Below are 11957 nucleotides of genomic sequence, written 5' to 3'. Positions count from 1 at the left end.
ATGGTAGATCGGACAGGGCAGCTTCGCGCTGGCAGTACTCGTAGGGACTGTTTTCCTAGCCTTGTTCGGTCTGCCACCATTACACATAGGAAATGTGATGGTGGTAGGTGAAATTGTTTACCTACGAGTAATAAATCATGAAAAGACAAATTCCAGCACGTCTATCTGCATACATTCAAAATAACCATATCATTGAACACACGCCAATTTACGACTTAGTCGCCTACGAAAAACGCCTCAAACAACGAAAAAATGCACTTTTATTTCAAAAAATATTTAAAGCCATCTCTCTGTTATGCATGTTCTCAGTTACATTTTCCATATTATTTTTAGGGGAATAACAATGAATGAGAGCATTATTCCATACGTACCGATTGCAGATCGGGTTCAAGCCACAAACGAAAAAAGCCAGCTTCTTTGCCAGCAATTATTTGCGGTGATTGATAAATGTGTCAAAGCGCAGATTTCGTTTAATCACGATACAGAGAAAGGTTTTTTGTCTATTTCTCCCGATCAAATTAATGATTTAATGCAAGAAATAACAAAAACTGATCATTTAGACAAACTTATCGATATAAACCTTTTAAAAGAATCACTAAATGATTTAATTTACCCAAAATTCAATGGAGTACATATACTCACCAGCCCAATCTGGAACAAAGAAAGGGTTACAGTCTGGCAATTTCAATTAAATCAAATTGCCACAGGTGATAATATGGATAAAAACTCAATAGACGCCGAGCTTTTATTAGATATGACTTTAAGTTCAATTCGTGTTTGGAGAAATTCTCTCGAGACAGGATCTGATAATAGAGATGTCATTTATCAAAAAAATGATCTGATTTATAAATTATTGGATCTAGAGGAAAAACTTAAAGGCGTTCAAACTGTATTTGACGAATAACAAAAAAAGCCCATTGCAAAATGGGCTTTTTACTTTTTAAACATTCTATCACTCCCTTTCTTTCGCCATCACCGTACTAATACCGAGTAAAGCTTCCTGAGCCTCAGGACTTAACTGTCTATAGGCTTTCAATAACAAACTTTCTTCGCTAGTTAGACCTGAGTAATCAGGGTCTATTCCCAACAAAACATAACGAATATCAATACCTTGTTGATGAAGATTTGCCAAATAAACCCATTGATCGGGTACTTTTTCAGTCCGTATATAGTTGCCTAGCGTATTTTCATGCGCTCCTATCTCACGGCTCATCGTTTTTGCTTTGAAATGATTCCGTTCCATTTCCTCTTTAAATCTTTTTGCAATGACCGTTGATGGCTCATCATGAACTACGGACATATTTGTCACCTTTATCTATTGAAAGACTAAATATTTATGCTATAGTGAGTCATAGCACATCACTATAACCGTTAGGATAATCTATGAGATCGAATATTTCACCTCAAAAAACCGAATCACCACAAACCAGTCGAACACGGTCCAAAAAAATTGGTGGTGGGCGTGTTCAATGCATCGTTTATTTGCCAAAAGATGAAGTCGATCAAATCGACGAAACCGTTGAAGCAACAGGTTCTAGTCGTTCCCATGTAATTGCTCAAACATATTTTCAAGGTAAGGGCAATCAAAAGAAAAATAGCAAACAGATAGAGGGCTAAATCTTATGTCTTTAAAAAAGCAAAAACGAGATAACCGTTACAACCTCAATCTAACCGATGATGAAGCACAGTTAATTCAAATCATATCTAAATTAACTGGAATTAATCCTGGTGTGATCATGAGACAGCTTGTAATGAAACAGGCACTCGCCACATTGATCGCAGAAGATATTCAACAAGACTTTAATTTAGACGAATTCTTAAAAAAAGGCGCATCGGATCACCTTTCAAGGAGCTGAAGCTATGCCCACACAAGAAATCGTACTCAGCGACAAAGAGAAAGAAATTATAAAGGAAGTGCAACAGTTACATGGTTTTGCAACTGAAGCAGAAACGATGGAATACCTAGCTAAACAAAGAATTAAAAAAGTTCTTTACAAATTAGCAGGGCAAGAAATCAAAAATTCACGGCATTTATTTTAGGTAGTTTATTAAATGATGTTTCCAGAGACTCAGGCTTTAATTTTAGACAGACTAGAAAACCAATATGGTTTTAAAGCTAAGAGTAATAATAAACTGCGTGGTAGATGTCCTGACTGTAATCACAAAGAAGCTTCGGCATGGGCTTTTGCTGACGAACCGTGGGTAATTTTCTGCCCACGTAAAAACGAATGTGGTCATGAAAACCACATTCGTGATTTATTTCCAGATTTGTTTGAAAAATGGGAAAAACGATTTGAACCTACGCCACAGGATCCTTTACGCACAGTAAATGCTTATTTAGTTGAAAGCCGAGGCTTCCCACTTGAGCAATTAAAAGGCTTATATACACAAGAACTTATTACCCGTTATAAACCTAAAAAAACCACATCAATCACTTTACGATTTCCCATTACAGATGAAGAGGGCAATCATGGTTGGTGGCAACGTGTATTAGATCAACAAGAAGTATTACCCAAAACAACATTTAAGGAAGAGTGGGCATCTGGTGGACATGCTTGGATGACACCAAATACCAATTACTTAGAATCTAAAGAAATATGGATCACCGAGGGTATATTTGACACCATCGCATTGTGGCTTTCAGGAATTACCAGTTTTTCAGCTTTAAGCTGTAACAACTATCCTTCGATCTTTTTAAATCGTATTGCACAAAAATGTACTGAAGCAGAAATCCCATTACCAAAGTTGGTATGGGCATTTGATAATGATAAAGCCGGTCATGATGGTATTTTAAAAAATATAGCTTTAGCTGAAGCAGACGGCTTTGAATGTGAAGCAGCCTTGCCACCATCAAGTCGTAAAAAACAGGATTGGAATGATCTTTACAAGCAAAACCGACTTAATTTTACCGAACTCGAAACCTATAAATATTATGGCGCACTGATCACAGCGAAATCGGCTGTGGATAAAGGCACACTTATCTACAAGCGCTATGGGACAAAATCTTTCCCATTTGATTTTAATAATCAAGTCTTTTGGTTCAAATTAGACATGGACAAATATGATGACTACATGAAAGACATCGATCGGGAACCAAATGACAACGAAGATTGGGCACAAGAAGAAAAAGAACTGGCAAGCAGTGAGCGTCGTGAAAAAGCCCTAGAAAGTGCTTCTGAAGCAAAACTGATTATGGACTGTCGACCTCGTGGTTTGTATTACCAATACATGGAAGAAATCGACGAAGCCGACTATTTTTTCCAGATCGATTTCCCTCGAGGCGCTAAAACAATAAAAAATACATTTAGTGCATCACATATTGCATCGGCATCCGAGTTTAAAAAACGTTTATTGCATATTGCACCAGGTAAATTCTACAAAGGAAATAGTACGCAATTGGACGCTTTTCTTGAACGTGAATTAACCGACATCAAACGTGTTCAATTAATCAATTATTTAGGTTACCACTGTAGCCACAAAACGTATGTTTTGGGTGATATTGCATATCAATCTGGCAAGCAATACACAATCAACAAAGAGGAGTACTTCGAACTTCCTCGTCATGTAAATCTAAAATGTAATTCGCCATTTTCTTTATCTATCAATGCTCAACAAAACGAATATAACAAAAATTGGGTTACAGACTTGATAGATGCCTATGGTGTGAAAGGTTTAATCGGTTTGACGGCATTTTTTGGAAGTTTGTATGCGCAACAGATCCGTAGAACCCACAAATCCTTTCCATTTTTAGAGCTAGTCGGAGAACCAGGAACAGGGAAATCCACACTTATTCAATTCTTATGGAAATTATTCGGACGTATCAATTATGAGGGGGTAGATCCAACCAAAACATCCAAAGCCGGTCTAACCAGAACATTACGCCAAGTTTCTAACTTCCCTGTGGTTTTCATTGAGTCCGATCGACAAGGTGAAAGTGCATCTAAACAGTTTAATTGGGATATGTGTAAAACCATGTTTGATGGGGGATCACTAGGGGCAATGGGTGTCAAGAATGGGGGCAATGAAACCTATGAACCACCATTTATGGGAACACTCATTATCAGCCAAAACGCTGAAGTACTTGCTTCAGAGGCAATTATGGGACGTATTGTTCACGTCAAATTTTTTAAAGATCAATTGAGTAAAGCGAGTTTATACGCTTCCCGAAACTTATCTAAATACGAACCCGAAAACGTTAGCCAGTTTATTTTAGATTGTTTAAGTAAAGAGAAAGATATTTTAGAAGCTTATAACATTGGCTATGAAAAATACGATGCGATGTTGCACCAGGAACAACACAATATTCAAAGTTCTCGAATCGTTCACAACCATGCTCAACTCATGTCTTTATTTGATGCCATGTGTCGCTATGTCATTGAAGTACCAGTACAGATCCAAAAACAAGTCCATGCAGAATTTTTAATCATGGCGCAAAACCGAGATAAGGTACTCAAGTCAGATCCAGTCATTGTTCAAAACTTCTGGAACACCATTGAAGAAATGGAATCTTCAATTAAAAAAGTCGAACATCATGAAAGTGTGGTCAATCATTCAAACAAACCAGATCGATTCGCTATCAACTTTGCTCATTTATATAGAGTCGCTGCAGATTACAGGTACCAATTGCCTGAAATAAATGAATTACAAAATGCCTTACGTCACAGTATGCATTACCGCTTTATCGAAGCGAACAAAGCTATACAAAGCAAATTAACCAGTTCAACAAAACGCTGTTGGATATTTGAAAAACCAACATCACAACGGGACTAATCCCATTTTTAAAGGAAAACACTATGTATAACCTAAAGATCACATCAAATTTTGGCATGCAAGCCATAGCTGTATTAGACAAATCTATCGTGGAGCAATTGCCAAGCAAGGCTTTCAGTAAAGAAAAAATTAAACGTGAAGAATTACTTAAAATTTTTGGATATCCAGTTGAAGTTGGAAATTCGAGAAGTAATTTAAATAATCTTTATGAATTCGTTGACAACGTATTAAAGGAATCAAGTTCAAATCATTTTAAAGTCACGATTGAAGCGATCCCTGTAGAGCCAAAAATAAACCCAATATTCAAAGATTCATTTCAAATCCCCGAAGTGGATAGAGATGTGACAGTCATCTTTAAAGATAAAGAAATTATGTCTGGTGTGGAGTACTGCGCAAAATGTGAAGCATGGCATACAAGCCGTGGGGATATCAAAGTGCATAAGATCCACCAGTGGGCTTATTCGGATGAACTATATCCGCAATTAAATTTGCCAGAAATCACTGAAGAGCAAAAAACTGAAAAAGAAAGAAAAAAAGATGAAATGCCAAATGAACTTTTAAAAATGCTTCTTTTAGCAGCACTTTTTTCTGAGAAAAAATCAAATTCTATTTTTTCCGACTTCCCATTTAAACATTAAGTAAAGCACACATACAGAAGCGGTCACTTCTGTATGTGTCACACAATCACCGGAGAGCAATTATGCAAAACGATTCTAACGTACAAACTGCAGAAGCAGAAATTTCAAAATACCACTGTAAGTGTGGTGGCTTAATTCTTCCAGACTTTGAGTCTTATAAAGTCGATGATGAAGTCAACTTCATGCAACAGCAGGTTAAGCAATTAGGGGGAGGATTAGTAAGTGTAAATCAAAAAGCTTACAGAGGAATTATCACCAAAATAACAGGTGATGATATTCAGGTGAAATCAGGTAATAAGCTATATGACCTTTACCGTTTTGGAGTGACACCTATCGATGCACCAGGACCAATTGAATATTCTCGTATTGGGAAATGCCGTTGTGAATTAGATCAACAACCAAGGGTTGAGGGTTAAATCATGACTGAACAAACCAATTTATCAAAAGTTATGGCTATTCATACAGAAATGCTTCAAACAAATCATTACTGCTATTTTGAACTTGCGTTCACACGTTATACAGATTGGATGGTATGGATTTGCAGTAATCAACGTGAACAAGATCCAAATCGAAAAGTTTTATTACGTGGACAAGGTTCAACACCAGAAGAAGCATGTGCAGATGCATTGGCGAGTTACGATCAGGAACAATCAGCATGAACTTTAATTTTAAAAACGCAATGTTCATCAACCTGATTGCTTCAATTTGTATGAGCTCATTTATTTATTTGATTGGAGAAAACCAATGAAAAGAAATAAATTTTTAGGACTCAAAGCCAAACGTGATGCAGAAACCCAAGTTAAACAGCAAATAGCTGTGGCAGGACCTTATACACTTAGCATGTCTTTTTGTGTTGATGAAGTAAATCAAGTTGTAGAGGAATATCGAGTCGAAGCAGGCTTAAAAGATGCTGAAATGACTCCAGAGCACATTGCATATTCTGTATATCATGGTGATTTGATTATCTGCCTTAAAAATATTCTTATTCCTTTGGAACAAGAGTGGCATCTCGGTGTAGACAGTCATTACTACAATATTGAAACCGATCAAGTGATGACGGTTCCTGTGCAATTTCAAATGCCAAAAATGTCGTTTAACGAGTTTAAGTTTGGAAGTGCTTTGGCTGTAGATCGTGGACATGGTTTAAAAACACGTTGGAAAGGAATCAATGCTGAACTCAACGAAATTTTACTTGCCGATGTTCCTGTAGGTTTTGAACGAGTACGAAGTGATGCAAAGCTGACCTGTATCACAGGCTTTACAGACTATAACTGCTTAAAAGAATTTAATTTTGTGAAAAAAATAATCCGTAAAGATGGGTTAGATGGAATCAAAAAGTTAAATCGTTTCATAGATCAAAATAAATTACAGGTGGCATGATGGATTTTCAAAATATTATTAAAGCTCGTCAGGCAATTACCGATAAACATGGAACCAAAAAACCTCAATTAACATTTGGTGCCGAAATGTTATGCCCAATCTGTAATTCAGGAATTTTGAGTTATCAAATTTCTGCAGTGAATGGTCATATATCTGCTCGATGCATGACTCAAAATTGTGTGCAATGGATGGAATGATCATGACAGCATTAATTTTTGATACGGAAACGCATAAATTACATGGCGACATCATTGAAGCTGCAGGAATTACACTTGATAGAAATTTTCTGGAAAGAGCCAAGATTTCACCAAGTTTTACAGCATATCCTGAGTTAATAATCGGAGAAGCATTTAAATTTGAAGAACGCTTCAAGCCAAGTGAACCCATTAGTTTTGGTGCAATGGCAGTACATCATATTGTGGATGAAGATCTGGTTAAATGCCTGCCTTATACAGCATTTAAATTTCCAAAAAATTTAAATATTAAGTATTTGATTGGACATAATATTGATTACGATATTGCTGCAGTCAATCGAGCAGGCACTATGACAAGTGGTATTAAAGCTATTTGTACATTAGCTATATCCCGTTTTCTCTGGCCTAAGTTAGACTCACATACTTTGTCTGCAGTTGCACTTTATGTGAGTTCAAGCCGTGGTCATACAGCTCATCAGTTGCGGTTTGCACATTCGGCTTTAAGTGATTGCCGTACAACAATTTCTGTATTAATTGCCATTATTCATGAAGCTGGTATTTCATCTTTTGAAGAGTTGTATGAATTTTCAGAGAAAGCAAGATACCCAACCCATGTATTTTATGGAAAGTATCGAGGGTGGGCGATTAAAGATCTAGACGATCGGGATTTACATTGGCTATTCAACAAAACTGAAGACGATTATCTTCGTATTTCATTAGAAAATGAAATACTTTCACGTAATAGCATAAACGAAGACGAAGAGCTTCCATTCGTCTAATTGCACACCTCTAAAGCACCTCCGCTCGGAGGTGCGAACCTCTAAAATATCCCCAATATATTAAAATACTTAATTGTAGGTTTAGTTATGTCTGCAGGACTCGAAATACGTGGAAAAAGCATGAGGATCTGGATGAAACCAGTACCAAATGAACCACCAATAAAAGAAACTCTCGATTGGGCATATACGCCTGAAAATGTTGATAGAGCACAAAAACTAGCGGATCTGATCAAGTTAGAGATCCAACTCGACCAATTTAACTTGGTCAAACATTTCCCCAACTCAAAGCATTTAAAAAAGAATCAAATGTCATATTACATCGAACAATATAAGGAACTCATACGCAGAGAAGTTGCGCCAAGCACGTTCGACGGCTATGAAAGCAATATAAAAACCCATGTTTACCCACGTTGGGCGAAAGTAAATCCAAAGGACATCGATACAACGATCGTACGAAAATGGATAAACCAACTCAAAGACCGGCTTGCGCCAAAAACCATTCGAGAAATTGTCACAAGGCTAGCATCGATCCATGAGTTATGGCGACAAGAGAACCGTATTGCATATAACCCATTCGAAACGATTGTTATCCAACAATTAGATGGTACCGAACCTGATCCGTTTACAAAGACTGAAATCGCAATGATTTTGAACACAGAATCAGATTATGACATCGGTAATTTATTGCCGTGTTTATTCTGGACAGGCTTTTCTATTTCAGAACAGATCCCGATTGCTTGGGAAGACATAGATCTCGAAGCAGGGACAATTACCATCAAGCGAAACTACGTGAAAGGCTTTTATAAAGTTACCAAAAACAGGAGGAGAAACAGAAAAATCAAGCTGCTCGATCCAGCGATCGCAGCACTCAGAAAACAATACGCTATAACAGGCAATCGCTATCCTAAAGTAGTTGATGTTTTACAACGTGATAACCGTACTTACAAACAAGAAAAATTACGCTTTGTATGGATTAATGAAGAACAAAACAGCACCTTTGAATATTACGAACTTCGCTATAGATGGAATAAACATCTACAAAAAGCAAAAGTAAGAGGACGAGGAATCAATCACGGTCGACATACGTTTGCCAGCCAACTTTTATCCAGTGGTCAGGTACCACCAGAGTGGATCGCTGAACAACTTGGTCATAGCGATACATCAATGATTTATAAGCACTATGGAAAGTTAATAGCAGAGGATATTCCAGATTATTTGAGCAAAATAAATAACTATATTCGGCAGTAATAATACTTACTGGAACCTTACTCTAAATCTTACATCAAAAAACATATATAAGTGCCTAATAAAAAGGCACTTTTTTTATTTATTACTCCATTACTCGATATACGAGCATAAAGATAATTTTGTCATTTTGGTCAATTCTGCCTAGTTTCTAAATCAATTATGAAATTAGTCATTGAAAGCCATTCAAACAGTATAAAAATTTAGAAAAGCCTAAATAATTCCCATATTGAGCTATTTGAACAAACAGATATTACTTAAATCACTAATTTATAAGAAAAACAATGCTGGATTATCTTGGGTTCGAGCCCCATCATTCACCCCAATTCCTTGAGTTTGTTGTAAATTCGGAGCATAGCACAGCCTGGTAGTGCACCTGGTTTGGGACCAGGGGGTCGTAGGTTCGAATCCTACTGCTCCGACCATTTAAGTTAAAGCTTAAATATAAATTATCCGCTTTGAAGCGGTTTTTTTATGCCTGAAATTTGTATTGCTTCAATCCATATAAAAAATGAAGACAAAAAATAGACCTCTGTTGAGATCTATTTTGAATAAAAGAAAATGATTAAGGAATAATAATCACAGCTACGCGACGATTTTCAGCCTTATGCTCTTCAGTATCATTGGATTTAAGAGGTTGATCAGATCCCTTACCAATGATTTGAATATTTGCAGGATTAAATTTTTCTGCAATAAAAATATCAGAGACATTTTGAGCACGTTCTTTGGACAACTTTAAATTGTATTCAGGATTACCGACATTATCAGTATGACCTACAATTTTTAGTTTATCTAAGTGATATTTATTGAGTTGTTTCGCTAAACGAATCAACTCAACTTGATGTTCTGGCTGAATATTGGATTCATTAAAACCAAACAACAAGCGTTCAGGTAAGCCTAAGCTCCAACCTTCATCCGTCAATACGAAACCTTCTTTCTTGAGTACGCGTGCTTGCTTATAGCTTAGACCACCCAGGTTCATACAGCCTGTGAGAGCTAAGCAAACGAAAGCAAGAATAGAAAGACGTATATTTTTTGCAATCATAACAATCCTCTAAACATTAAGAATGATAAATGAACCAATGGTGTTGTAGCGATTTTGCTTTATACATAGCTTGATCTGCTTGAGAAATTAAGTCTTCTGGACTAGAGGCTTTACTTGAAATAGCAATGCCTAGACTGAAACTAAAATAAATCTCTTGTCCTTTGTAAATTAAAGGATCTTCACAACATTTAATGAGATTTTCTGCAATAGAAATTAAATGCTCAATTTTAGAAATTGAACGTAAAATTATTGCAAATTCATCACCGGCAAGACGTGCAACGAAGTCATCTTGACGAATATGACGTCTTAAACGAACCGCCATCTCTTTTAACACTTCATCACCAACCAAGTGTCCATACTGATCGTTAATGGCTTTAAAATTATTATTATCAATAAACAGTAATGCTAAATTTTGGCGTTGATGAGCATCATCAAATAAACTACAGAGCACTTGATAAAAATAACTACGGTTTGGCAGTTGTGTTAAGTGATCATGTTGAACTTGATATGAAAGCTCGCTATTTTCATTTTGAAGATGTGTATGCCAAGACTGGATTTCATCAAGGAGTTGGTTAAAAACACTATTTAACTCTTGGAACTCTTTAACATCACTTTTAGGGAATCTTAAGTTATAAGCTTTTTGATTTCTTAAAAGTTGCGCGATTTGGATAATTGGAGAAAATGAGCCCATGATATGACGGTAGGTGAGATTAACAGACCACCATACCGCAAAAACCATAAACAGCATTCCAAATGCTAGACCTAGAAAAATTTTAAAGATAAACATTAAAATTTCATTCGAGCTACCATATAAAACAACTTGTCCAACAAATTGTCCTTGGTGTTGCACATTCAATTTAATTGCATCTTTTAAAAAAATATGATCAAAAATATTTTGAATATAAGAATAGTGTTCAATATTTTTTAAACTTTGTGCAACCTTTTGTCCTTGCGCATCGTATACCTCAATAAGACGTACAGAATGCTGGAAAGTATATTCATTGATAATTTGTGAAATCGCGATTTTGTCTGAGAATACGAGTGCTGGTTGCACACGTTCAGAAACTGTACGACTGATTAATAGTAAATTTTGTTTTGCATAAGACTCAACTGTAAAGACTGAAATCGTGACAAAAGTTGATGTGCAAATAAATAGCGTGATTGCAAAAGTTGTAAATTGTGATTTACGAAAAAGCGTTTGCAAAGAGCTCGATTTAAAAAACTTATTGATCATGATTTTAATCCGAATTTTTTGCGAGTAACAAAACACGCGGATCAACATGTATTTTAGATCGAGCTAAGCTATCTAAATTAACTTTAAAAATAGTATTCCCTGTTTTGTTGGTAGAGAGGCAAAAAACACTTCCTATTTCACACTCAGCATTATTTGAGCTAAATGATAAAATTGTGGAGTTCAAGGATTTATCTATTAATGTCTGCTCAGCTTGCGCGGTGATATTCGAAAAGAATACTGCATCGCAGTGACGACTTTTTAAATCCGTTGCATGAATAGCATTTACACTAAAAGATGATTTGTTGGATTTTGCGTAATTAGAAAATTGAGTAGCATAATTTGGATTGTCTGCAACACATAATTCAGGTGAGGGTGTATTCCACTTTGCATAACTCAAAATGGATAAGGTCATCACAAAAATATTATGCGACGAGTTGGCCCAGGAATAATTGCAGCACAAGAGCAAAATTCCTAAACAGAATGTTTTTCTATTTATAAGAAGGGCCATATTTTACTTAATTTATTTAATGATAAAATCATTTGAAGTAGTTTAAAGAAAAAATTCAAATATAAATAGGTCAAAATTTAAATAAAAATTTTAAAATATGATTAATAAAAATACAACTGAGCACTAAAATCAAAAATAATTAAAAAAAAGGGTTGTGTTGGTTG

At 35.9% G+C, this 11957-nt stretch carries 16 protein-coding genes and 1 tRNA gene; 13 read left to right on the top strand and 4 right to left on the bottom strand.

Translation table 11 applies throughout. The features are described from left to right. Positions 1-343: 343 nt before the first annotated feature. A complete protein-coding gene (locus tag AC1Z3T_RS14855; protein ID WP_414436085.1) occupies positions 344-904 on the top strand; it encodes a hypothetical protein in 561 nt (186 codons plus the stop codon). 48 nt (positions 905-952) lie between these two features. Here the strand turns inward: AC1Z3T_RS14855 and AC1Z3T_RS14850 are convergent, their stop codons facing one another. Then, the gene (locus AC1Z3T_RS14850; RefSeq protein WP_483396727.1) at positions 953-1300 is read right to left on the bottom strand and encodes a hypothetical protein; all 348 of its coding nucleotides are present in this window, start codon (positions 1298-1300) and stop codon (positions 953-955) included. 83 nt (positions 1301-1383) lie between these two features. Between AC1Z3T_RS14850 and AC1Z3T_RS14845 the strand changes: the two genes are divergently transcribed. The 12 genes from AC1Z3T_RS14845 (at position 1384) to AC1Z3T_RS14790 (ending at position 9431) form a co-directional block, all read left to right on the top strand. Next, a complete protein-coding gene (locus tag AC1Z3T_RS14845) occupies positions 1384-1617 on the top strand; it encodes a ribbon-helix-helix domain-containing protein (protein ID WP_414436084.1) in 234 nt (77 codons plus the stop codon). Between the two features lie 5 nt (positions 1618-1622). Beyond that, positions 1623-1856, top strand: coding sequence for a hypothetical protein (locus AC1Z3T_RS14840; RefSeq protein ID WP_200004392.1), 234 nt, complete (start codon positions 1623-1625; stop codon positions 1854-1856). A gap of 4 nt (positions 1857-1860) precedes the next feature. Further along, positions 1861-2040 carry a hypothetical protein gene (locus AC1Z3T_RS14835; protein WP_414436083.1) on the top strand — a complete coding sequence of 60 codons (180 nt, stop codon included), beginning with the start codon at positions 1861-1863 and terminating at the stop codon, positions 2038-2040. Positions 2041-2052: 12 nt separating this feature from the next. Further along, entirely contained in the window at positions 2053-4770 is a 2718-nt protein-coding gene (locus AC1Z3T_RS14830; RefSeq protein ID WP_483396725.1) for a toprim domain-containing protein, read from the top strand. Positions 4771-4793: 23 nt separating this feature from the next. Continuing rightward, positions 4794-5408, top strand: a complete 615-nt coding sequence (locus AC1Z3T_RS14825) for a hypothetical protein (protein ID WP_483396724.1) — start codon at positions 4794-4796, stop codon at positions 5406-5408. 62 nt (positions 5409-5470) lie between these two features. Further along, on the top strand, positions 5471-5824 hold the full coding sequence (locus tag AC1Z3T_RS14820; protein ID WP_483396723.1) for a hypothetical protein: 354 nt from the start codon (positions 5471-5473) through the stop codon (positions 5822-5824). 3 nt (positions 5825-5827) lie between these two features. Continuing rightward, entirely contained in the window at positions 5828-6067 is a 240-nt protein-coding gene (locus tag AC1Z3T_RS14815) for a hypothetical protein (protein ID WP_004723855.1), read from the top strand. Between the two features lie 85 nt (positions 6068-6152). Continuing rightward, positions 6153-6788 carry a hypothetical protein gene (locus tag AC1Z3T_RS14810; RefSeq protein WP_483396721.1) on the top strand — a complete coding sequence of 212 codons (636 nt, stop codon included), beginning with the start codon at positions 6153-6155 and terminating at the stop codon, positions 6786-6788. Then, complete coding sequence (locus tag AC1Z3T_RS14805) at positions 6788-6985, top strand: hypothetical protein (protein ID WP_414436078.1); 198 nt, start codon at positions 6788-6790, stop codon at positions 6983-6985. The genes AC1Z3T_RS14810 and AC1Z3T_RS14805 overlap by 1 nt, the downstream gene beginning before the upstream one ends. A gap of 2 nt (positions 6986-6987) precedes the next feature. After that, positions 6988-7761, top strand: coding sequence for an exonuclease domain-containing protein (locus AC1Z3T_RS14800; protein WP_483396720.1), 774 nt, complete (start codon positions 6988-6990; stop codon positions 7759-7761). An 87-nt stretch (positions 7762-7848) separates the two neighbouring features. Continuing rightward, entirely contained in the window at positions 7849-9009 is a 1161-nt protein-coding gene (locus tag AC1Z3T_RS14795) for a tyrosine-type recombinase/integrase (RefSeq protein ID WP_483396719.1), read from the top strand. Between the two features lie 345 nt (positions 9010-9354). Further along, positions 9355-9431: transfer RNA gene (locus AC1Z3T_RS14790), tRNA-Pro, on the top strand. A 140-nt stretch (positions 9432-9571) separates the two neighbouring features. Here the strand turns inward: AC1Z3T_RS14790 and yfiB are convergent. Genes yfiB through yfiR form a run of 3 tightly spaced genes read right to left on the bottom strand, consistent with a single transcriptional unit; the run spans position 9572 to position 11793 of the window. Then, positions 9572-10051 (bottom strand): outer membrane lipoprotein YfiB, encoded by a 480-nt coding sequence (gene yfiB / locus AC1Z3T_RS14785; protein ID WP_004830223.1) that lies wholly within the window; start codon positions 10049-10051, stop codon positions 9572-9574. A 16-nt stretch (positions 10052-10067) separates the two neighbouring features. Next, positions 10068-11285, bottom strand: coding sequence for a diguanylate cyclase DgcN/YfiN (dgcN, locus tag AC1Z3T_RS14780; protein ID WP_004830220.1), 1218 nt, complete (start codon positions 11283-11285; stop codon positions 10068-10070). A gap of 4 nt (positions 11286-11289) precedes the next feature. Next, positions 11290-11793: a regulatory sequestration protein YfiR gene (yfiR, locus tag AC1Z3T_RS14775; protein ID WP_004830218.1), complete on the bottom strand. Its 504-nt coding sequence runs from the start codon at positions 11791-11793 to the stop codon at positions 11290-11292. Positions 11794-11957 lie beyond the last annotated feature (164 nt).

This window comes from Acinetobacter sp. B-6 (assembly GCF_056930735.1).
Note: the sequence above shows the minus strand (reverse complement) of the source record. Positions and strands in the feature narration are given on the sequence as shown.